The sequence below is a fragment of the Peribacillus sp. NPDC096622 genome (assembly GCF_044762665.1).
GTDB classification, from domain to species: domain Bacteria; phylum Bacillota; class Bacilli; order Bacillales; family DSM-1321; genus Peribacillus; species Peribacillus frigoritolerans_B.
In genome coordinates, this window is the sequence record NZ_JBIWES010000002.1 from 455,931 (window position 1) to 476,394 (window position 20,464).

The 20,464-nt window shown below is 42.3% G+C and carries 24 protein-coding genes; 14 read left to right on the forward strand and 10 right to left on the reverse strand.

Features of this window, described 5'->3' with window-relative positions:
- Positions 1-52: 52 nt before the first annotated feature.
- Complete coding sequence (locus ACIQYG_RS05560; RefSeq protein WP_034310182.1) at positions 53-319, reverse strand: DUF3055 domain-containing protein; 267 nt, start codon at positions 317-319, stop codon at positions 53-55.
- 404 nt (positions 320-723) lie between these two features.
- Here ACIQYG_RS05560 and ACIQYG_RS05565 point away from each other — a divergent pair, with 404 nt between their 5' ends.
- Both ACIQYG_RS05565 and ACIQYG_RS05570 read left to right on the forward strand, forming a co-directional pair.
- A complete protein-coding gene (locus ACIQYG_RS05565; RefSeq protein ID WP_402836088.1) occupies positions 724-1,161 on the forward strand; it encodes a DUF86 domain-containing protein in 438 nt (145 codons plus the stop codon).
- Positions 1,162-1,184: 23 nt separating this feature from the next.
- The gene (locus tag ACIQYG_RS05570) at positions 1,185-1,952 is read left to right on the forward strand and encodes a TIGR01457 family HAD-type hydrolase (protein WP_402836090.1); all 768 of its coding nucleotides are present in this window, start codon (positions 1,185-1,187) and stop codon (positions 1,950-1,952) included.
- Between the two features lie 60 nt (positions 1,953-2,012).
- On the opposite strand, the gene ACIQYG_RS05575 is transcribed toward ACIQYG_RS05570, so the two are convergent.
- Positions 2,013-2,510: a phosphatidylglycerophosphatase A family protein gene (locus ACIQYG_RS05575; protein ID WP_034311650.1), complete on the reverse strand. Its 498-nt coding sequence runs from the start codon at positions 2,508-2,510 to the stop codon at positions 2,013-2,015.
- A 206-nt stretch (positions 2,511-2,716) separates the two neighbouring features.
- Here ACIQYG_RS05575 and yutH point away from each other — a divergent pair, with 206 nt between their 5' ends.
- The 4 genes from yutH to thrB all read left to right on the forward strand — a co-directional run bounded on the left by yutH (position 2,717) and on the right by thrB (position 7,443).
- Positions 2,717-3,718 carry a spore coat putative kinase YutH gene (gene yutH, locus ACIQYG_RS05580; RefSeq protein ID WP_402836093.1) on the forward strand — a complete coding sequence of 334 codons (1,002 nt, stop codon included), beginning with the start codon at positions 2,717-2,719 and terminating at the stop codon, positions 3,716-3,718.
- Positions 3,719-4,145: 427 nt separating this feature from the next.
- Entirely contained in the window at positions 4,146-5,444 is a 1,299-nt protein-coding gene (locus ACIQYG_RS05585; RefSeq protein ID WP_402836095.1) for a homoserine dehydrogenase, read from the forward strand.
- Positions 5,441-6,502: a threonine synthase gene (gene thrC, locus ACIQYG_RS05590; RefSeq protein WP_402836097.1), complete on the forward strand. Its 1,062-nt coding sequence runs from the start codon at positions 5,441-5,443 to the stop codon at positions 6,500-6,502. Before ACIQYG_RS05585 ends, thrC begins: the two co-directional genes overlap by 4 nt.
- A complete protein-coding gene (thrB, locus tag ACIQYG_RS05595; protein WP_402836098.1) occupies positions 6,499-7,443 on the forward strand; it encodes a homoserine kinase in 945 nt (314 codons plus the stop codon). The genes thrC and thrB overlap by 4 nt, the downstream gene beginning before the upstream one ends.
- Before the next feature lie 182 nt (positions 7,444-7,625).
- On the opposite strand, the gene ACIQYG_RS05600 is transcribed toward thrB, so the two are convergent.
- Positions 7,626-7,865 (reverse strand): NifU family protein, encoded by a 240-nt coding sequence (locus tag ACIQYG_RS05600; RefSeq protein WP_076368151.1) that lies wholly within the window; start codon positions 7,863-7,865, stop codon positions 7,626-7,628.
- A 167-nt stretch (positions 7,866-8,032) separates the two neighbouring features.
- Here ACIQYG_RS05600 and ACIQYG_RS05605 point away from each other — a divergent pair, with 167 nt between their 5' ends.
- Positions 8,033-8,362 (forward strand): YuzD family protein, encoded by a 330-nt coding sequence (locus ACIQYG_RS05605; RefSeq protein ID WP_402836100.1) that lies wholly within the window; start codon positions 8,033-8,035, stop codon positions 8,360-8,362.
- Between the two features lie 94 nt (positions 8,363-8,456).
- Here the strand turns inward: ACIQYG_RS05605 and ACIQYG_RS05610 are convergent, their stop codons facing one another.
- Positions 8,457-9,524 (reverse strand): NAD(P)/FAD-dependent oxidoreductase, encoded by a 1,068-nt coding sequence (locus ACIQYG_RS05610; RefSeq protein WP_048687320.1) that lies wholly within the window; start codon positions 9,522-9,524, stop codon positions 8,457-8,459.
- A gap of 288 nt (positions 9,525-9,812) precedes the next feature.
- Between ACIQYG_RS05610 and ACIQYG_RS05615 the strand changes: the two genes are divergently transcribed.
- Positions 9,813-10,049: a YuzB family protein gene (locus ACIQYG_RS05615; protein WP_063234046.1), complete on the forward strand. Its 237-nt coding sequence runs from the start codon at positions 9,813-9,815 to the stop codon at positions 10,047-10,049.
- A gap of 401 nt (positions 10,050-10,450) precedes the next feature.
- Here the strand turns inward: ACIQYG_RS05615 and ACIQYG_RS05620 are convergent, their stop codons facing one another.
- Together ACIQYG_RS05620 and ACIQYG_RS05625 are read right to left on the reverse strand one after the other, a co-directional pair.
- The gene (locus ACIQYG_RS05620; RefSeq protein WP_402836102.1) at positions 10,451-10,654 is read right to left on the reverse strand and encodes a DUF2225 domain-containing protein; all 204 of its coding nucleotides are present in this window, start codon (positions 10,652-10,654) and stop codon (positions 10,451-10,453) included.
- Positions 10,651-11,070, reverse strand: a complete 420-nt coding sequence (locus ACIQYG_RS05625; protein WP_402836104.1) for a DUF2225 domain-containing protein — start codon at positions 11,068-11,070, stop codon at positions 10,651-10,653. Before ACIQYG_RS05625 ends, ACIQYG_RS05620 begins: the two co-directional genes overlap by 4 nt.
- A gap of 244 nt (positions 11,071-11,314) precedes the next feature.
- Between ACIQYG_RS05625 and ACIQYG_RS05630 the strand changes: the two genes are divergently transcribed.
- A complete protein-coding gene (locus tag ACIQYG_RS05630) occupies positions 11,315-11,677 on the forward strand; it encodes a HesB/IscA family protein (protein WP_063574759.1) in 363 nt (120 codons plus the stop codon).
- A 55-nt stretch (positions 11,678-11,732) separates the two neighbouring features.
- Here the strand turns inward: ACIQYG_RS05630 and ACIQYG_RS05635 are convergent, their stop codons facing one another.
- Both ACIQYG_RS05635 and ACIQYG_RS05640 read right to left on the reverse strand, forming a co-directional pair.
- The gene (locus tag ACIQYG_RS05635; RefSeq protein ID WP_402836106.1) at positions 11,733-12,332 is read right to left on the reverse strand and encodes an SDR family oxidoreductase; all 600 of its coding nucleotides are present in this window, start codon (positions 12,330-12,332) and stop codon (positions 11,733-11,735) included.
- A gap of 167 nt (positions 12,333-12,499) precedes the next feature.
- On the reverse strand, positions 12,500-13,492 hold the full coding sequence (locus tag ACIQYG_RS05640; RefSeq protein WP_402836108.1) for an NAD(P)/FAD-dependent oxidoreductase: 993 nt from the start codon (positions 13,490-13,492) through the stop codon (positions 12,500-12,502).
- 475 nt (positions 13,493-13,967) lie between these two features.
- On the opposite strand from ACIQYG_RS05640, the gene ACIQYG_RS05645 reads away from it, so the two are divergent.
- The 4 genes from ACIQYG_RS05645 to ACIQYG_RS05660 all read left to right on the forward strand — a co-directional run bounded on the left by ACIQYG_RS05645 (position 13,968) and on the right by ACIQYG_RS05660 (position 17,334).
- Entirely contained in the window at positions 13,968-15,182 is a 1,215-nt protein-coding gene (locus ACIQYG_RS05645) for an NAD(P)/FAD-dependent oxidoreductase (RefSeq protein ID WP_402836110.1), read from the forward strand.
- A gap of 196 nt (positions 15,183-15,378) precedes the next feature.
- On the forward strand, positions 15,379-15,858 hold the full coding sequence (locus ACIQYG_RS05650) for an NUDIX domain-containing protein (RefSeq protein WP_402836356.1): 480 nt from the start codon (positions 15,379-15,381) through the stop codon (positions 15,856-15,858).
- Between the two features lie 107 nt (positions 15,859-15,965).
- Positions 15,966-16,283, forward strand: a complete 318-nt coding sequence (locus ACIQYG_RS05655; RefSeq protein WP_034310217.1) for a YuiB family protein — start codon at positions 15,966-15,968, stop codon at positions 16,281-16,283.
- A 358-nt stretch (positions 16,284-16,641) separates the two neighbouring features.
- A complete protein-coding gene (locus tag ACIQYG_RS05660) occupies positions 16,642-17,334 on the forward strand; it encodes a 3D domain-containing protein (RefSeq protein ID WP_402836113.1) in 693 nt (230 codons plus the stop codon).
- A gap of 71 nt (positions 17,335-17,405) precedes the next feature.
- Here the strand turns inward: ACIQYG_RS05660 and ACIQYG_RS05665 are convergent, their stop codons facing one another.
- Complete coding sequence (locus ACIQYG_RS05665; RefSeq protein WP_402836115.1) at positions 17,406-18,194, reverse strand: cobalamin-binding protein; 789 nt, start codon at positions 18,192-18,194, stop codon at positions 17,406-17,408.
- A 9-nt stretch (positions 18,195-18,203) separates the two neighbouring features.
- Positions 18,204-18,686, reverse strand: a complete 483-nt coding sequence (locus ACIQYG_RS05670; protein ID WP_402836117.1) for a divergent PAP2 family protein — start codon at positions 18,684-18,686, stop codon at positions 18,204-18,206.
- Positions 18,687-18,955: 269 nt separating this feature from the next.
- Between ACIQYG_RS05670 and ACIQYG_RS05675 the strand changes: the two genes are divergently transcribed.
- The gene (locus ACIQYG_RS05675) at positions 18,956-20,461 is read left to right on the forward strand and encodes a leucyl aminopeptidase (protein WP_402836119.1); all 1,506 of its coding nucleotides are present in this window, start codon (positions 18,956-18,958) and stop codon (positions 20,459-20,461) included.
- The last annotated feature ends 3 nt before the right edge of the window (positions 20,462-20,464 follow it).

The following is a 20,464-nucleotide window of genomic DNA, read 5'->3' on the forward strand; positions in this document are numbered from 1 at the left end:
AATCGATCTTACATTCAGTAGGTTTCCCGTTTAAGTTAAAAAACTTCAGCACTTAGACGATTTCCATTAAAAAGTGACGTAGTTCTTCGGCTTCAGCTTCTGATAATTGAAAGGCATGCTCAAGATAGCCTTCCTCTTCTAAATCATCAGGCCCAATAATCGCGAAGCGGTTACTCTGCATATTTAAAACAAGCTTCTTTCCATAGAAACGATCGGTTGCCGTTATGGCCAGATCGAATCTTGACTCCTCTCCCATGAAGCTTATGAACCGGGTTTTTGAATCAACGACGTCATTGTATAAATAAAAACGATCTTCCATAGTATCATCCCCTTCGTATCTTCACATTTGTAGTTCCATCATAACAAAGTGACTTCAATAGGGGAACAGACATTTTTCGGGGCTTCCGGCTGAAGAGCTTCGCTGCTCCTGTTGGGGACTTCCAGCAATAATGGCATTCATCGATTAAATGAAAATGGCAAGAATATAAATGGGATCGTGGAATGTACGTCTGCCAAATGCACTACAGTCGGGAAGGCAATGTGGAAGCTGCCCTTCTGTTAGTAATGGGATGGTAAAATGGTTGTGGTTGAAGGAATTGAGCGTAAGGGAGAAGCTATGGTATTATCAAGGAATAAGGTTGGTTCGGTAAAGGGTTTTAACTATGCCGCTCATACAACCAATGATTCCCTATATCATCTTAGATCAGAAAGGATCTGGAAAAAATGTACTTTGTAGACCGCCAAAAGATTGAACAAATATTAGGTTTTCTTGAAAAGCAGCTTGGACTTTTTGAGGGGCATGATAATTGGGATGGAGACCTTTCGGAACTTATCGCTGAAAGGCTTATACAAACTTCCATCGATTCCGTGTTGGATGTAGGAAATGCGGTAATTGATGGTTTCATTATGCGTGATCCAGGAAGTTACGAAGATATTATCGATATCCTTCAAGATGAGAAAGTGATTTCGGAAGAAAAAGCGATACAATTCAAAAAGGTTTTGCCATTAAGGAAAATGCTGGTTCAAGACTTCATTGAAGTGGATCACAAAGAACTGCATGCCGTATTTTCGGAAAATATCGAGGCATTCAAGCAATTCCCCGATTTGGTAAGGAACTATTTAACAAATGAATTGGGACCTGTTTCAGCTTTTAAAAACTAGCAGCGTTAGGAAGGCGAATTCAAATGAAGTCGTATAAAGGATATTTAATTGACTTAGATGGCACGATGTATCGCGGAACAGAACAAATTGCGGAAGCGGCAGGGTTTATTAATGACTTAAGGAAAAGGGATATCCCTTATTTATTCGTCACCAATAATTCATCCCGGATTCCGGCACAGGTAGCGGATAAATTGAGGAGCATCGGCATATCGACGGAAGATGACCAGGTTTTTACGACAAGCATGGCGACTGCCAATTACATAGCTGAACAAAAGAAAGATGCATCGGTCTATGTGGTGGGTGAAGAAGGCATCATCGAGGCTCTTAAGGAAAAAGGAATGAAGCTTGTGGAAGAGCATCCGGATTTTCTGGTTATGGGCATCGACCGCGGCATCAATTATGAAAAGTTGTCAAAAGCCTGTCTTGCTGTAAGAAATGGTGCTGTTTTCATTTCGACCAATGGTGATATTGCCATTCCTACCGAGCAAGGCCTTTTGCCAGGGAATGGTTCCTTGACCTCCGTTGTTTCCGTTTCGACCCAGGTACAGCCGATTTTCATTGGAAAACCTGAATCCGTCATAGTGGAACAAGCCCTAAGAGTATTAGGGGTGCCTAAAGAAGAGACAATCATGGTTGGAGATAACTATGATACGGATATCCTTGCTGGCATTAATGCAGGGATCGATACACTGCTTGTACATACTGGCGTAACGACAAAAGAACGCTTGATGCAATATAAGGAGCAGCCTACGCATGTGGTGGACACCCTTGACTTATGGCGCTTCGAATGAAAAAAACCAGGCCTGCGAATGCAGCCCTGGTTTTTTCATGTCGTGAATCTCATTGGTTTACTATTCCGCATTTTCGGTTCTATGGGCAAGCCGGCTTGAAGCGGCAGCTGCAATTGCCCCAACGATATCATCTAAAAAGGTGTTCACCTTACCTGTGCTTTTATCGTTTAAATATTTTAAGATCCCCGGCTTTTGTTTATCGATGAAACCATAATTGGTAAAGCCGATGGATCCATAAACATTCACAATTGAAAAAGCCAATATTTCATCGACCCCATATAGGCCTTCATCTATTTCAATGATGCTCAGCAGAGGCTCCTCAAGCAGTTTTTTCTCAGCTAGGATATCCAACTGTATGCCGGTAAGGATGGCATTTTGGACCTCGCGTTTTGAAAGGACCCGTTCGACATTGTGAAGGCAATCGGACATTTGGAGATTTTCATGGTAGCCAGATTGTAAATACATGACAAGCTCAGCGATATCCTCCAATTTCACTCCTCGTTCAATTAGCCATTTTCGAGCCGTTTTTTCAGACATTGATTGTTCAATATTAGCCATTTCATCACCCATTTCTCTATATTTTAAAGGGATAGTTCTAATGCAGGTAGTTTGATTTGATTAAACTGAAAACCTATGGAGGATGTTTTGATTGGAATTTCTAATAAGGTTTCGATAATCATTCAGAAAACGGGTTATTCCACATATATATAAGTATATGATGTCCAATATTTCTATTATATCCATTTGATGAAGGGGGCCATTCCATGATAGAAGAAATCATTTTTAATAATTATGGTATTCGGGTGGAGCTTGAAGAAGCCAATATCAGGTTTCCAAGCTTCCGTTCAGGAAATATGGTGTACAGTATCGTTCCCATTGAAAATATGGAGCAGGAGGAATTGGTGGAACGGTATAAAATGTCTCAACATCTGATTTCACAAGGTGATCGACATGTATCCGCCTTTGTCCTTGCCAATCATGGAAGTTATGTTTCGGAAGCGGATGAACAATTATTCGTCCTTCTTGCCAATCAGGCATTGGAAGGTCCGAAAAACTTCAACCCAGGAAGACGTCTGGCAAGATTCCATCAGCGTGGGAGAACGATTAATGAAACGATTCGAACATGTTCAAGGATCGGTAAATGGAAAGAACTCTGGGAACAAAGGATCGATCAGCTAGAAAAGATTTGGCGGGATAAGCTCAACGCCCATCCTGATAACCAGTTTGAAAAATTATTTATAGAAACCTTTCCCTATTATATGGTCCTGGGTGAAAATGCGATTCAATATTTAGTCGACACGGAAATTGATGATACCCCGCAAATTGTCGATAGCGGAACGGTATGTTATGAACGTTTTTTACATGATACCTGGAAAAGCAATAAGTGGATGAAAAATCCGTTCGATTGGGTATTCGACCACGGAACCAGGGATGTCGCGGAATGGGTGAGGGAACATTATTTTCAAAATGTGCATACCCATCAGCGGGGCATTGGCCATTTCTTTCACGAATATCAGTCCATAGAACCCTTCTCCAGTTTTTCAGCCCGGTTGTTATATTCGAGGATGCTGTTTCCCATTCATTATTTTGAAACGGTGGAAGAGTATTTTTCAAAAACGACGGAATCAAGGTCGAATGAATTGGAGGATAAAATATTTTCGATCACGAAATCCTCCCAACAATATGAGTCCTTCCTCAAACATTTTTATGAATTGGCAGAGGTCCCTGCCAAGCAATATGATTTGCCTAAAATTGACTGGATTTAGATAAAAACGGGAAAGAAATATGATTCATCCTTACTTACTATGTTATGATGATAACAAGATTTTTTAGAATAATTAGATATTTAATCACTACGGAAGGATGGGATCATGCAAAGATTGATGATGGCCGCCCTTATAGCCCTTCCGAAAAGAATGTCCTCAGTTTACTGAAATGGATGGATCCCGTGCAAAAGCCACATATTGTAATGGGTACAAATGATTCATTGAAGAGCGTTAAGTAATAAACCATAATGGTTTTCCCATAAAAAAATTAACTTTACCCGTTCCTACTCGTTCAAGGGATGGACGAAAAAAGTTCGTGCATCCATCTTTTCTAACTATTGATAATTATATGAATTAAACTTATAATGTCTACTATACAAATACAAATGTTTTCTTCAGGTAAACAGTTTTAAGGGGGAACCAAAATATGAAAGCCATCTCGATCGGTTTATTGGGGTTAGGTACAGTCGGATCAGGAGTCGTACAAATCATTGAAAGCCATCAGGACAAGCTCATGCATCAAGTGGGCTGTTCCATATCCATTAAGAAGATACTAGTGAATGACATGACGAAGGAGCGGCTTGTCGCGGTCGATAAAGGAATGTTAACTGACAATCCTGAGGATATCCTTTCGAATCCCGAGATTGATGTTGTAATAGAAGTGATGGGTGGAATCGAAGAAACACGCGGTTATCTGATGGAAGCGATAAAAAATAAAAAGCATATCGTTACGGCCAATAAAGACTTAATGGCTTTATATGGACCGGAACTGCTGGAATTGGCCACCGAGAATCAATGTGATTTATTCTATGAAGCAAGTGTTGCCGGTGGAATTCCGATTTTACGCGGTCTTGTCGATGGGTTATCCTCTGACCGCATCACGAAAATGATGGGAATCGTCAATGGAACGACAAACTTCATTTTAACGAAAATGAGCAAGGAAGGCAGAGCTTATGATGACGTATTGAAGGAAGCCCAGGAGCTGGGATTTGCTGAAGCAGATCCGACAGCCGATGTAGGCGGATTGGATGCGGCCCGTAAAATGGCAATCCTATCAACACTCGGGTTTTCAATGAACATTGGCTTGAATGATGTTGAGGTACAGGGCATTACCGAGATATCCGAAGAGGATTTGAGATATAGCAAGAAGCTTGGTTATACAATGAAATTGATCGGCGTCGCTTCAAGGGCAGGGGATAGGGTCGAAGTAAGTGTCCAGCCTGCACTTCTTCCGGAAGCACATCCTTTAGCATCGGTAAATAATGAGTATAATGCTGTATACGTTTATGGGGAGGCCGTAGGGGAAACGATGTTCTACGGACCGGGGGCTGGCAGTCTTCCTACTGCAACTGCAGTCGTTTCGGATATGGTGACGGTCATCAAGAATATGAGGCTGGGCGTAAATGGCCGCAGTGCCGTTTCACCTCAGTTTCCGAAACAATTAAAAGATTCCACTGAAATTTTCGCTAAATTCTTCATTCGGTTACATGTTCAGGATGAAGTTGGCGTTTTAGCCAAAATCACGAATTTGTTTGCCGAGCATGGGGTAGGATTCGATAAAATCCTTCAATTGCCTCTGGATGAAAAGGAATCTTCCGAAATCGTATTAGTTACGCATACTGCCACAAAGGCTGCATTTGAGCAAATAATACAGAAATTACATGATTATAATATGGTAAGAGAAGTGAAAAGCACATACAGAGTTGAAGGAGAGGACATCAAATGAGCTGGCAAGGACTTATAAGCACGTATAAAGATTTCTTACCCGTTAATGAAAACACGCCTGCACTTACCCTTTTGGAGGGTAATACACCATTAATCAGACTGAATCGATTATCCGAAGAGTGGGGAATCGACTTACATGTAAAATATGAAGGGGCAAATCCAACGGGGTCATTTAAAGACCGAGGAATGGTCATGGCCGTTGCCAAAGCGATAGAAGAGGGCAGCGACACGATCATCTGTGCTTCCACAGGGAATACATCAGCGGCTGCAGCAGCTTATGCGGCCCGTGCCAACCTGCGCTGTATCGTCGTCATCCCGGAAGGTAAAATCGCCATGGGCAAGCTTGCCCAAGCCGTTATGTATGGAGCGGAAATCATCTCGATCGAAGGGAACTTCGACCAGGCTTTAAAAATCGTCCGTTCACTTAGTGAGAGCTCACCGATAACTCTTGTGAATTCGGTCAACCCATACCGGATTGAAGGGCAGAAGACAGCGGCTTTCGAAATTTGTGATGCTCTCGGCACCGCACCGGATATTTTGGCGCTGCCAGTTGGGAATGCAGGAAATATAACTGCTTACTGGAAAGGCTTTAAAGAATATAACGAATCGAAACAAACAGGCCTTCCTGAAATGAGAGGGTTCGAGGCTGAAGGAGCGGCTGCAATTGTCCGGGATAGCATTATTGAAAATCCAGAAACGATTGCAACTGCCATCCGTATTGGAAATCCTGCAAGTTGGAAGTTTGCTGTGGAAGCGGCAAATGAATCCAAAGGCAAAATTGATGAGGTCACAGACGAGGAAATTCTGGAAGCCTATCATTTCCTTGCTAAAAAAGAAGGGGTATTTGCAGAGCCGGCATCATGTGCTTCCATTGCAGGTATCTATAAACAATTAAAAAGCGGTGAAATCAAAAAAGGAAGTAAGATTGTTGCTGTATTGACTGGAAATGGATTGAAGGATCCGAATGTGGCAGTCAATACAAGTACGATTCAGCCGACATTGCTGCCAATGGATGAAGAAGTCATTTTAGAACATCTGCAGGGTGTGAAACAGGCATGAGTGCAGAATCAGAGATGTTTTTGATCCGTGTACCAGCAAGTACGGCCAACTTAGGGCCAGGATTCGATTCCATCGGTTTGGCGCTAGGACTTTACTTGGAAATACACGGATCTTCATCAGATCATTGGGAAGTCGTCCCGCTTTCAGAGGAAATGTCTGTTTTTCCAAGGGATGATCGTAATTATATCGTCCAAATTGCCAAGGAAACGGCGGCGTCCTATGGAAAGGAACTGTCCCCATGCCGGCTTTTCGTCTCTAGCGAAATTCCACTGGCGCGGGGTCTTGGAAGCAGTGCCTCTGCCATTGTGGCGGGTATTGAATTGGCGAACATCGTTGGTGAGCTTCATTTATCCGATGAGGAGAAGAATAGGCATGCTTCCCTCTTTGAGGGGCATCCCGATAATGCGGGGGCATCTGTGTATGGTGGATTGGTTGTGGGCCTTCATACGGAGGAAAAAACGGATGTCGTGTCGTTTCCGATCGAGGGAGTCAAGGTGATCGCTGTCATTCCCAATTTTGAATTGCTAACTGAGGATTCAAGAAATGTCCTTCCGAATTCGCTTTCCTATAAAGATGCGATAAGCGGGAGTGCAGCCGCAAATGTAATGCTTGCAGGAGTACTATCGAAAGATTGGAAACTTGTTGGTGAAATGATGCAAAGTGATCGTTTCCATCAACCATATAGAGCGGAGTTGGTCCCTCATTTAGAGCTTATAGAAGAAGTTGTCCTGAATGAAGGCGGATTTGGTGCGGCACTAAGCGGAGCAGGACCAACTGTTTTATGCTTGGCATCTCCAGAAAGAAGTGAAGGTTTGCTCAGTGGATTGAAGGAAAGATTTCCGGAATTCCTTGTGAAAGAATTGGAAATCGATAATGATGGAAGTTATACGGCAATCCTTTCAGAACAGGAAAAAAAGGAATTGAAATTTTTGAAATCGTGAGCCATGTTCATTTGCCGTCCATATAAAAAAGCTGACCCGTGTCAAGCCGTATCAATTCATTTGATAAGGCAAAAGCCGAGTCAGCTTTATTTTTATTACAGCTCGGAAAAGATTCCGGCCTGCTTACGTTTATAGAAGAAGTGATCCTTCATCCATACGCTGCATGTTATTTTAAAGGGCTATTAGAAAACTTGTTCAACTTCCACTACACCAGGAACTTCTTCAAGAAGGGCACGCTCAATCCCAGCTTTTAGCGTAATGGTCGAACTTGGACAGCTTCCGCATGCTCCTAGTAATCGTAATTTTACAATTCCATCTTCTACGTCAACTAGTTCACAGTCACCGCCATCACGAAGAAGAAACGGACGAAGCTTATCTAGAACCTCTTGAACTTGGACTTCCATTGTTTGTTGGTCGGACATTGCAATCGACTCCTTTCCTAATCATATTATAATGCGAAGGTAATAAAAAATCCAACTGTAACTTTGCGGAAATATAATCTATATTATTCTGGTAAGATGGAAACAGGTGAATGGTTCTAAAATGTATTCAAGATGAAGTAAATATATTAAAATGAAGGAGGAAGAGTATGGTAATGAAAGAAATTGAGATAGAAGTGTATGGAGCGGAGCAAATTTGCGCGAGTTGTGTGAATCTCCCCTCTTCAAAAGATACCTGCGAGTGGCTTGAAGCCGCTTTAACGAGAAAGTTTCCTGAACAGAAGTTCAAAATATCCTATATAGATATGTATAACCCCCCAGAAACGTTGAAGCAAAAGAGCTTTGCCGCGAAGATGATCGAGGAAGATTTATTTTATCCACTGGTCCTCATCGAAGGTGAAATCATTGCAGAAGGAAATGTCCGTCTCAAAAAAGTTGTGGAAACTATGGAAAAATATGGGTACTCAGCACAATTGTGATATATAATGGAAGAAATAAGAAAAACTGACCCATGAATGAGCTGCATGCAGCTCATTGGGCCAGTTTATGAAATGTTACAGTAATGGGTTGGTATCAACCGTTATGGTATTTATACATCCAGAGAATGCCTGATTTCATTAGTCGTGCCACTCTGCCGGTGATTGGGCGATTTGCAACTAGACCAAAACCTTGTTTTTTCCCAAGGGAACCTAATGTTCCTTTTAATTTCATTGTAGGGAAGCTTTCTGGAAGCGGTTCATTTGCCCATTTCTTCACAAGAACTTGGACGATTTGCTCAGCTTGGGACTCCGCTAATTGAGCACTAGGTGCATGAGGCAGGCTCGCGCAGTCGCCGACTACAAAGATGCTGTCATCATTAGGAAGGAAATGCTGAGGAGTCAGAACGGCTCTTCCTTGACGGTCTTTTTCAATATCCATATCGCGGATGATCTTACTTGGCTGAATTCCAGCTGTCCATACGATGACGTCGCTTTGAACGGCTTCGTCGCCATTATAAAGAAGGTTTGGTTCAACTTTCGTAATATTTGAATGATGGACAATTTCGATTGTATGTTTATCGAACCATGATTCGACAAAAGTACTTAATCTTTCTGGGAAAGCAGATAGAATATGCGGTCCACGGTCAAATAGCTTAACGTTTAAATCTGAACGGCTTTCAATTAATTCACTTGCAAGCTCAACACCGCTCAGTCCGCCGCCAACGATAGAAACGGTTGCACCGGCACCTAAATTATTCAAAGCTGAATATGTGCGGCGTGATTTATCGATTGTTTGGATACTGTAAGTGTGAATGTCTGCACCAGGAATATCGTGGTATTTATCTTCGCAGCCAAGGCCAATGACTAAATCATCATAAACGACAGGATCTTGATTCTCTATAATGACCTGTTTATTTTCCATATCGATGGAAAGTACTTCTCCGTATACGTTCTTCAAGCGAGGATGTTCAGGAAATGCAACACGGATGTGTTGATCTGGAATGGTACCTGCTGCTAAAGCATAATATTCCGTTTTTAAGCAGTGATAAGGATTACGGTCGATAAGCGTGATGCTCACATTTTCAGGAAGCTGATTAGGCAGCAATCTTTGCAACATGCGCATACCACCATACCCGCCACCAAGTATGACTAGATTCTTCATATGATTTTTCCCCTTTATTTGATCTCTTGAAAAATTTGATTAGCACTTAACTATAGGATTCCCCCAAATGGTCCCCTTAAAAGTTTAATTAAATATATATACCCCAATTTGTAGTAAGAATAAAAAATTAGATAAATTTCTTTTTTTTACGTACCCCGACAAAAGTATAACGAATATAAAAGGAAATCACAACCGATATCTTGAAATCGGCTGATTTTTTATGCGTAAATATTGACTGTAAGTGGGAAAAGTAATAAGATGATTTGTTAGTAACTGTGAGGTGAAACAATGTATCCGATTATTGAATTTTGTGTAAGCAATCTAGCCAGCGGGGCTCAGGAGGCTCTAGAGAGATTGGAGCGGGATCCGAATTTGGATATCATAGAATATGGTTGTCTGGGATATTGCGGCAGATGCTCCAGTAACTTATATGCGCTTGTAAACGGTGAAGTGGTTTTTGGTGACACAACGGATGAATTGGTAGATAAAATATATAAGTACATTGATGAATTTGAAATGTTTTAATCATCAATGGCGGATAAAAGGCTGTTCCTGGAAGGAACAGCCCCAGACTGTAGACAAACTCGATGAAAATCGAGTTTGTCTACAGTTTTTTTGGGCTTGCACAAATTTTGACGTTGATTTCCACTTCAGGCACTCGCTTTCCGCGGGCGGTCCGGGAGCCTCCTCGGCGCACTTGCGCCTGTGGGGTCTCCCTTGGACTCGCTATTCCCGCAGGAGTCTCGCACCTTCCGTTCCAATCAACTATGTTTAAAATTTCAGATAGAACTCCTTTTTGCCTACAGTCTTTTTTGTTTTAAAATAGAACTATTAAAACTTGAGGTGATGAGCATGCTTTCGAAACATAATTCTAATCAGCGAGATCAACTTGAAATAATTACTTTAGATCAACTGGTGCCGGTGAATCATTTGGTTCGTAAAATGGAGGCTTCCCGGGCATTTTTTTGTCTTTCGAACACTAATGAAAAATACTTGATGGCTGCCTGTTCATTCCCTATCCTTCTTGAGATTTCGCCAGCGAGATATAGGATTCTGGCTTCCGATACCTGGGTGCCACTGAAGTCCCCTTTTGAATAGGATGCTTCATATTCCTTTAGGGCGAACTTCAAAAATCTTTCCTCCTGTTCTTTGGTTTGGTTTGGTTGATCCTATATAACCAGGCTATCCGTAAACAGATTCCAGCAAGGATTATATGTTTTTCCTTTTTTAAAGCTCCGCAATAAATAGCCAGCTTGTATGTATTGATCGCGTCTTTAATGGATCTTTCCTTGCTAAAATGATGGGGGACCCACTGGGAGCTGACTTTTTCCAAAATGATTTCCATTGTAGTGGGGGGGAAGTACCGGGAGAAATCCTCGGAATAAGAAAAGCCGCAGTGAGGGCTAACAAAAATATTATAGTAAAGTGAGTTGACGGCTGAGCCAGTATGAATGGGACAAAAGTCCGTGTCATATTTAGTAACTTTTACAAAACGTGACCGTACCTTTTTAGTGGTCGACTTTTGTTTGCATAAAAGGCATTCCATGCTTTTGTCATATAGAGGATGTATACTTTCGATAGAAATTACCCCCTTATTGTAATTTGGGATTGGGTCCAACAGATCGGTTCATTATACCTACACCTATTATTATAGACTAATTTTTGTTGGTAAAATAGGTGGGGGAATATGAATTTTTTCAAGCTGGAAAATTGAGCGTAAGAATTTCTTTGGTATATACTATAAAGAGAAATGGTTCTATCTCACATATCAGAAGAAGGAGGGATTTATTGTGAGTGAAGTTGTTCAAATAACGGAAGCTGCCGCTTTTCAGATAAAAGAAATGATGAAACATAATGGTGAAGAGGGTTCCTTTTTAAGAGTGGCCGTTAAAGGCGGAGGCTGCAGTGGATTATCCTACGGAATGGGCTTTGAACAAGAGCCAGGGGAAAAAGATAGCCAGCTGGAACAGTTTGAAATTAAGATCCTTGTTAATGCCGAGGATGCAGATATATTGAATGGAACGGTAATTGATTATAAACAAACGATGATGGGTGGAGGCTTTACGATCGAAAACCCAAATGCCATCGCTTCATGCGGTTGCGGGTCTTCCTTCAAAACGGCAAAAAACGCCGGTACGCCGGAGAACTGCTAAGTAACTCCAATACATTGAAAAAAGGGGCACTTTAATAAGTGCCCCTTTTTCATGCTTATTTGCCGCTGGAAATCTCGAATGTTTTATTGAATGTTTTTTCCTCTGTGACAGATTGGGCAAGAATGGCGGCGACATCGGCCCTTGGAATGGACTTATTAGTATGATCCACTTTCTCATCCGCAAAGATTTGTCCGATTTCTTGTTCATTTGCCAAAGCAACCGGCCGGACAATCGTATATGTCAGCCCGCTTGCTTTTAAATGTTCATCGGCATCATGCTTTGCTTTAAGGTAATGGCGCATTCCTGCTTGGGCTAGTTCCGGATGATCAGAACGGACAGAGCTTAACATGACAAAACGTTCGATACCCTTCTTTTTGGCAGCAACCAGTTTAATGGCTCCATTCTTATCCACAGCTATCGTTTTATCCGGCCCTGTTTTGGGTCCAGATCCGGCGGCAAAAATGATGGCTTCCATGTTATCCACTGATTTATCCACATTGTCCTCTAAATCTGCAAGGATTGGATGCCCGTCGAGTTCTTTTATCGTATGAGCCCGTTCATCTTTCCTGATCATTCCGTATACGGTCATTTGCGGGTTTTTTGATAATTCATTCCCCAATGATCCGCTTTCCGGTCGTTCCGTTGGCTCCTGCAATTAAAATATTCATGGATGCATTCTCCTTTCATGGCTCCTTCCACTCTTTACCCTTAGAATGACAAGGGTAAGCACTGTGGATAACTGATTGGAAAAACTTATCCACAATCATTGAATTGGGGACAACAAAAAAACCGGCCATGAAAGCCGGTTTCTGCGTAATATAGTTAAAACATGGAAGAACTGTGCATCGGCTGAACTTTTGCTTTTGGGTCAATATATTGTTTGGCATGATTGACGGCAGTGGGTGCCTCACCAAAACCACTGGCAATTAATTTTACTTTGCCATCATATGTTGCAATATCACCTGCTGCATAAATTCCCGGGATATTCGTTTCCATTCTGGAATTCACCAAAATGCTGTTCTTCTGGATATCAAGTCCCCATTCCTTAATGGGACCAAGAGAAGAAACGAAGCCGTAATTGACGATGACTGCATCTACCTCCATGGTCTCTGTATCTTCACCATTTGTATCCTTGATGACAATCGTATGGATACGTCCGTCTGTACCAATCAACTCTGAAGGTATGTATGGAGTCTTTATTTCAACTTTTGAATTTTTAAGTGTTTCTACACTATGTTCGTGGGCACGGAATTTATCTCTTCTGTGTATGATGCTCACTTTCTCGGCGATCGGCTCCAGCATTAGGGCCCAGTCCACTGCTGAATCCCCGCCTCCGAAGACCACCACTTTTTTGCCTGCAAAATGGTTGAGGTCGTCGATGAAATAGTGAAGGTTGCCGTTTTCGTATTTTTTTGCATCTTCAATTTCGATGCGTCGGGGTTGGAAAGCCCCATTTCCAGCTGTGATGATAATCGTTTTGGAGTAATGGATCTCTTTATCAGTCGTTAACTTGAAAACCCCATCGGCTTGCTTTTCCACATCTTGAACGGCTTGCTCCAGGACAACATCCTGTTCGAACTTTGCCATTTGTTCTTTCAAATTATTCACTAGCTCCTGAGCGCGCACTTTGGGGAAACCAGCGATATCATAGATGTATTTCTCAGGATAAAGGGCTGACAATTGTCCGCCTAATTGTGGCAGGCTCTCGATGATTTTTACGGATGCCTGTCTCATTCCTCCATAAAATGCAGTGAATAATCCAACTGGGCCTCCGCCAATGATTGTAATATCATAAACTTTTTCATTAACTTCCAACGTTATCCCTCCGATTTACTAGGTTTGCTGAAATTTATTCTCTTATTTTAACATAGATGATCTTTTAAAAAACGGGGAAAGTTAGAAAAGTGGGAAAGTTTTGACTATATATGTGCGGTTTCATGATGAATGTTCTGTATCCGCTTTCGGAGTTGTGTGAAATTACCCTTTGCCAATGGTAAGCATATCGTATAAATATGGTTCGCAACCGGGTGAAAAATAACGTTTTTCGACTTTATTTTAACCCGAAAAAGTTCGGTTTGTTACTTGAAAAAGGTAAGGAAAAAGACTAATATTTACTTAGACATCATTTGGTAAAATTTTTATGAATTTTTTATGACATTTATGAAGTGTTACGTGAAATACGTCACAAATGAATAAGAGTGCTTTTTATAATGGAAATTAATAAGATAGACAATATATTTTAGTTATGGAAAGCATCACAAGAAAATATCGTAAAGGTGGAAGAATACTTTTGAAAAAGCCAACAATCGTTGTTTTAGGAGCAGGTTATGGTGGATTGATGACTGTTACTCGCTTACAGAAGGCATTAGGTCAAAATGAAGCAGAAATCGTATTAGTTAACAAAAATGATTACCACTATGAAACAACATGGCTGCATGAAGCATCCGCTGGAACGCTTCATCATGATCGTGTGCGCTATCCAATCAAAAGTGTCATTAACAGCAAAGTTAAATTCATCCAGGATTCTGTTTTGGAAGTGAAAACAGAGAACAAAAAAGTCATCCTTGAAAACGGCGAAATTTCTTATGATTACTTAGTGATTGGTCTTGGACCTGAATCGGAAACATTCGGAATCCAAGGGCTGAAAGAATATGCTTTCTCTATTTCTAACGTGAACACGGCACGTAAAATCCGTGACCATATCCAATTGCAATTCGCTACGTACAGTACTGAGGTCGAGAAGAATGAAGACCGCTTGACGATCGTTGTTGGAGGAGCAGGATTCACGGGTATCGAATTCCTTGGCGAATTGGCTAACCGTGTCCCTGAACTTTGTAAAGAATATGACATCGATTTCCAAAAGGTCCGTATGTACTGTGTGGAGGCAGCCCCAGCCGTCCTCCCTGGTTTCGATCCGGAATTGGTGGATTATGCAGTATCTTACCTAGAGAAAAAAGGTGTGGAATTCAAAATCGGTACACCGATCAAGGGGGCGACTCCTGAAGGCATCATCGTGGCAAAAGGCGAAGATGAAGTGGAAGAAATCAAAGCGGGAACCGTTGTATGGGCAGCTGGCGTACGTGGAAACTCCGTGATAGAGGCTTCCGGTTTTGAAGCTATGCGCGGACGTATTAAAGTGAACCCTGACATGCGGGCACCGGGTCATGACGATATTTTCATCGTAGGGGATTGCGCTTTGATCATCAACGAGGAAATTAACCGCCCATATCCACCTACTGCACAAATAGCGATGCAGCAAGGTGAGGTCATTGCGAAGAACCTGACTAAATTGGTTCGTAACGAAAGCGACCTGGAAACGTTCACTTTCGAAAACAAAGGAACGGTATGTTCACTTGGTGAAGACAATGCGATTGGTGTTGTATTCGGCAAGAAAGTTACAGGTAAGACTGCATCATTCATGAAGAAAATGGTTGATAACAGAGCATTGTTAATGATTGGCGGAGCCTCACTCGTTGCTAAAAAAGGTAAATTCAACGTCCTTTAATTTTTTCGATAGATCAAGAATGGCCATTTGGGGATTGTCCCTGAATGGCTTTTTCATTGGCATTCCATCCATTGTTGATTGTGTCACGGAGTTTGCAATTTTTTTTTGTGGATTATAATGGGGGTGACGAAGCTTAAACAAGGAAGTTATCTTTCATCTTATCTAATTATAATGAATGTAGGGGATGTGGGTTTTGATGGAACGATGCAAAAATGTTTGGCTGGCAGTGTCCGGCCTTGTGATATCTGATAAAGGTGAGTGGCTGGTCGTGAACAAAAGGTATGGCGGATTGAAAGGGCAATGGTCACTTCCGGCAGGTTTTGTCAAAAATGATGAAACCGTCGATGAAGCTGTCGTAAGGGAAGTGCTGGAGGAGACGGGTATTCATACAGAAATCGAAGGCATTGTAGGAGTGAGAAGCGGAGTCATCAAAGGGGATATAAGTGATAATATGTTGATATTTTTACTTAAACCGCTCAGTTTTGAAGTATCCGCTCAATTGGATGAATTATATGAAGCTAAATTTTATGACCCTGATTTGCTCATGGAGGAGGGGAAGCAATCGTTACTATTGGAACAGCTTTTAGCTTTTAAAAAGGAAAGGATGCAGACGATGCTTGACGGGTTGAACCCGGGAGATCACTTTGGATATACATCATATAAATTATTCATGTGATTTGGGTAATTATCTTTTCTTCGGTATTATTTGGAATAAGTCGTTGACGCAGCAATTATTTTTTCAGTAAACTAAAGGTGTCGCTTTTAAGGAGGGTCAAGAATAACATGCCATTGCCTGTTTTAATTATCTCAATACTCTTATTTTTCATATTGTTTTTCGGAATTGGCTTTTTGCTGAATATGCTCTTTCGTTCTTCGTGGATCATGGTCTTCTTATTTCCAATCGTCTTCATCATCATTGTCAATGAAACAAAGCTAATAGAATATTTTAGAAATCCGGGAATATCTTTTTCTAATCTTGGAACGAACCTTACATCCCTGCATACGGCAGACATCATTATTTTATCAAGCGGCCTGCTTGGCGCGGTTTTAGCTGGTGTGGTCATAAGGATTCTAAGGAATAAAGGATATCAAATGTTTTGATAATGGGAAGGGCCGTCATGTATGGACGGTTCTTTTTTTGTAGGCTGTTTTCACATACTTTGTTGCTATTTACCATGTAGTGCGGTGTGGTTGATTTCCCCTCCAGATGCTCGCTTTCCGCGGGGCGGGCGGTGAGCCTCCTCGGCGTAAATGCCTGTGGGGTCTCACCTGTCCCGCTGCTCCCGCAGGAGTCTCACACTTCCGCTCCAATCAACCTTAAATAGTTTCGTTTTAAAAACAACAATCTTTACGAAAAGAGCCTTTTTTGTAAGGAAAATTGGTTCTTTCCATGCTTTATGAATACTTTCACTCCGTAAAGGGAACAAATATCCTTGTGAGAGGAGTGGAATTGATACATATGAAGATTGTAAAGGCATTATTTTTAAGGGTTGCTATTATCATATTATTTATCTTGGCCATCGAATCGACCGTAAATCATGTTTTTGGGGCTGTGCCTGAAGATCACCCTTTTGAAGAGGCAATGAGGCAACATCGAATGCTTGGTTTCGAATATAAAGCGATCCATAGTGGAGGTCAAGTGGCAACGCTGATGGCATCGGCATCCACGAGCAATGTTCCGACGACGATAGCGGAGGCACTCGAGCTCTCGAAATACCCGAAGCATGAAGTTTTGGCTACAGGATATACAGCAGGGTACGAATCAACCGGGAAGTACCCGAAAAGCCCATCCTATGGCATCACTTATTCAGGAGTGAAGGTGAAACGGGATCTGTTTTCCACCATTGCCGCCGATCTTACCGTTTTCCCTCTAGGAACCATCCTTTGGATTCCGGGCTATGGATATGGGGTTGTTGCAGACAAGGGCGGTGCAATCAAAGGGAATCACCTGGATCTATACTACGAAACGGTACAAGATGTGTACGAGAACTGGGGAAAGAAAACCCTTGAAGTATATGTTGTCCAAAAAGGGAACGGCGAGTTATCTGAAGAACAGTTAAGCAAGTTGAATGAAACCAAGATCAAGCAGGTATTCAAGCCGAAAATCGCTGAGAAAACATTGAATGAAAATGTAGCTTCCTTTGCTTTTTAATGATGGGCAAAAAGGAAAGTGAAAGGCTGCCTTAATTGAGGCAGCCTTTTCTGTTTCATTTGGGAACGCCCTTAGGCCATGCTTTTGTAGGCTTCAGGGTGCAGAGTCTTTGCCAATTTGGACAGCCCATCCAGTAAACGCGGGGAAGGCCGGCAAAATAAAGGTTCTTCCATGATGTGAATATTGTTATTCCGGACGGCCTTCATATCAGTCCACCCTTTCCGTTTCTTGACAAGCGCCGGGTTTACTTTTCGTAAAGGGACACCGACCCAAGCTAAGCAAATATGGTCGGGATCCCTTTTTTGGACCTCTTCGGAAGTGACTTGAATGCTTGCCATGTCGACATCTTCGAAAAGGTTATATCCTCCCGCAAGCGTGCTGATCTCGGATAACCAATTAACTCCTCCGGGGCTGAATATGGGATTAGGCCACCATTCCCAATATAGGGACGGCTTTGATTCGATTTTGTCGGCGATGTTTTTATATTGAAGGATGGCATCACGGAATTTGGCAGCTTGTTCCTCTGCTTTTTCCTTTAGATCCATTGCCTCGCCCAAGGTCAGTAAATCTTTTGCGATATCCTCAAGTGATTGCGGGTTGAAGATGATATGGGGGATGTTCCGTTCTTTTAGCCCCCCGATGTTTTTTTCCATGCCCGGTACACTCAGTGAAGCCAGCACCAAATCGGGTTTTAGTGATTCTACATGATCGATATCGATCGATAAGTCGGGCCCCACCTTAGGAAGGTGCTGTATGGTTTCAGGCCAATCTGAGTAGTCATCGATGGCGATCAGCTGATCTTCAATTCCTAGATATGTGCATAGTTCCGTATTGCTGGGGCAAAGAGAGATTATTTTCAAATTGAACACCTACCCTTGAAAGATGAAAAAGTGAAGTGCCAGTGCAATGAATACTCCGGTCAAGGCTCCGAAAAATACCTCGATTGGCTTATGGCCCAACAGTTCCTTTAATTGTTGCTGTTTCTGTTTATCTGCTTTTTTCTGCCAGTTCTTTGCTTGCTCGACAAAGGTATTGAAGTCGGTAACGAGCTGGTTCAAGACGGCTGCCTGTTCTCCTGCCTGCCGTCTCACTCCTGTCGCATCGAACATCGTGATGACTGCAAAGATCGCGGCAACGGCAAATACAGGGGAATCCATTCCGGTTTCGATCCCTACCGCTACGGTTAGGGCTGACACGGCCGCAGAGTGGGAGCTTGGCATACCGCCTGTGGAGTTAATGAGTGACCAGTTCACTTTTCGAAATGCTATGAAGTGGATGGGCACTTTAATGAATTGAGCAAAGAAAATGGCAATCAATGCTGCGATTAAAGGGAAGTTGAGTAATAATTCCAAGAGTATCAGCCTTCTTTCTAGTTAAAAGTAAAGATGAAATCCATATATGGGTTAATACATCCTGCTCGGAATAAGGACCTTATTATTAGTTCCATTCAGTCCTGTCGATTCCCTGCCGGTATAAGTATAAATATGATCTTTCTTATACTATTACTCTAAAGTCACCCATTCTAAACAATATCCCTTGTTATTATTAATTTTGCGGGCATTATTCGAAAATTTTTGAAGATTTCGTTATAATGAATGTAATAGAATGGAGGAGGTAGCAAATGTTCACAGTAAAAAATTCCTTAAATATAGATTTGATTGACGAATGCCTGATTCTAGGCGTATTTGACAGACCTGTAAAGTTTACAGGGATAGGAAAAGAAGCGGATGAACGATTGGATGGCCAGCTGACAGAGTTAGTGAAGGCCGGGGAAATCCCTTCCAAGAAAAAATCAGTGGTCAAAATACATACATTAGGTAAATTAAGCGTAAAGAGACTGATTTTTGTAGGGTTGGGCAAGGAAAAGGAGCTATCCTTTGAAACGCTCCGCGAAGCGTTGGGTAAAGCCCGTAAGATGATTAAAGAATCCAAGATTGCGACACTTTCGATCGCTTTGGATACATTCACGACGGAAAATCTGGATGCATTGGACGCTGCGCATGCTTGTTCCGAGGCTTTCGAACTTGCTTCCTATAAATTTGACGGATACAAGCAAAAATCGAACCAGGTCGAAAAAAGCCTTGAATCGATTACGGTTTACAGTGAATTTGATCAAGAAGAGGTCGGTGCCGCCCTTCATGTAGGAAGAATCTTTGGAAGGGCGACGAACTCAGCCAGAACATTGGTCAATACACCAGGCAATTTATTGACTTCCACGGATTTGGCGGATTATTCATCTGCCTTGGGCGAACGTTATGGTTTTGAAGTGGAGATCCTCGAGAAGGAAGACATGCTCAAGTTGGGAATGGGCGCACTCCTTGCTGTCAATAAAGGTTCGGTCGAGCCTCCGAAAATGATCGTCCTGAAGTATCAAGGTAAGGATGAATGGAAGGATGTCATCGGGTTGGTCGGTAAAGGAATCACATTCGATACGGGTGGATACTCATTGAAAACGAAGGCTGGTATCGTTGGAATGAAGACGGATATGGGCGGTGCGGCAGCTGTTTTAGGTGCAATGGAAATTATCGGCGAATTGGGACCGGACCAAAATGTCGTGGCTGTCATTCCTTCCACTGATAACATGATCAGCGGTGATGCATTCAAGCCAGATGACGTCATCACTGCCATGAGCGGCAAGACGATAGAGGTATTGAATACGGATGCGGAAGGCCGGCTGGTTTTGGCGGATGCCATGACTTACGCTAAACATCATGGTGCTGACTATCTTATTGACGTTGCCACTTTAACGGGTGGTGTCATAACGGCACTGGGCATGGATATGACGGGTGCAATGACAAATGACACGGAATTCTATGAACAAGTGGTCAAAGCCTCAGAGGAGGCCGGGGAGCCCATTTGGAGATTGCCGATTACGGAAAAGGATAAAGAGCGGGTACGCAATAGTAAAATAGCGGATTTGAATAATTCACCTGGAGGAGCGGGACATGCGATCATGGGCGGGGCCTTCATCGGTGAATTTGCCGAAGACACTCCGTGGGTCCATCTGGATATTGCCGGAACTTCCACAACCTCGAACAACTCCGAATTGTGCACGGCGGGGGCTACCGGTGTCATGGCACGCACACTTGCACTATTGGTTGAAACCTTTGAAACGAAAACAAGATGAACC

Bases quoted from the DNA above. Each gene is read 5' to 3' on its own strand.
- ACIQYG_RS05560 (WP_034310182.1), bottom strand. From the start codon at position 319: ATGGAAGATCGTTTTTATTTATACAATGACGTCGTTGATTCAAAAACC.
- ACIQYG_RS05565 (WP_402836088.1), top strand. From the start codon at position 724: ATGTACTTTGTAGACCGCCAAAAGATTGAACAAATATTAGGTTTTCTT.
- ACIQYG_RS05570 (WP_402836090.1), top strand. From the start codon at position 1,185: ATGAAGTCGTATAAAGGATATTTAATTGACTTAGATGGCACGATGTAT.
- ACIQYG_RS05575 (WP_034311650.1), bottom strand. From the start codon at position 2,510: ATGGCTAATATTGAACAATCAATGTCTGAAAAAACGGCTCGAAAATGG.
- yutH (WP_402836093.1), top strand. From the start codon at position 2,717: ATGATAGAAGAAATCATTTTTAATAATTATGGTATTCGGGTGGAGCTT.
- ACIQYG_RS05585 (WP_402836095.1), top strand. From the start codon at position 4,146: ATGAAAGCCATCTCGATCGGTTTATTGGGGTTAGGTACAGTCGGATCA.
- thrC (WP_402836097.1), top strand. From the start codon at position 5,441: ATGAGCTGGCAAGGACTTATAAGCACGTATAAAGATTTCTTACCCGTT.
- thrB (WP_402836098.1), top strand. From the start codon at position 6,499: ATGAGTGCAGAATCAGAGATGTTTTTGATCCGTGTACCAGCAAGTACG.
- ACIQYG_RS05600 (WP_076368151.1), bottom strand. From the start codon at position 7,865: ATGTCCGACCAACAAACAATGGAAGTCCAAGTTCAAGAGGTTCTAGAT.
- ACIQYG_RS05605 (WP_402836100.1), top strand. From the start codon at position 8,033: ATGGTAATGAAAGAAATTGAGATAGAAGTGTATGGAGCGGAGCAAATT.
- ACIQYG_RS05610 (WP_048687320.1), bottom strand. From the start codon at position 9,524: ATGAAGAATCTAGTCATACTTGGTGGCGGGTATGGTGGTATGCGCATG.
- ACIQYG_RS05615 (WP_063234046.1), top strand. From the start codon at position 9,813: ATGTATCCGATTATTGAATTTTGTGTAAGCAATCTAGCCAGCGGGGCT.
- ACIQYG_RS05625 (WP_402836104.1), bottom strand. From the start codon at position 11,070: ATGGAATGCCTTTTATGCAAACAAAAGTCGACCACTAAAAAGGTACGG.
- ACIQYG_RS05650 (WP_402836356.1), top strand. From the start codon at position 15,379: ATGGAACGATGCAAAAATGTTTGGCTGGCAGTGTCCGGCCTTGTGATA.
- ACIQYG_RS05655 (WP_034310217.1), top strand. From the start codon at position 15,966: ATGCCATTGCCTGTTTTAATTATCTCAATACTCTTATTTTTCATATTG.
- ACIQYG_RS05660 (WP_402836113.1), top strand. From the start codon at position 16,642: ATGAAGATTGTAAAGGCATTATTTTTAAGGGTTGCTATTATCATATTA.
- ACIQYG_RS05675 (WP_402836119.1), top strand. From the start codon at position 18,956: ATGTTCACAGTAAAAAATTCCTTAAATATAGATTTGATTGACGAATGC.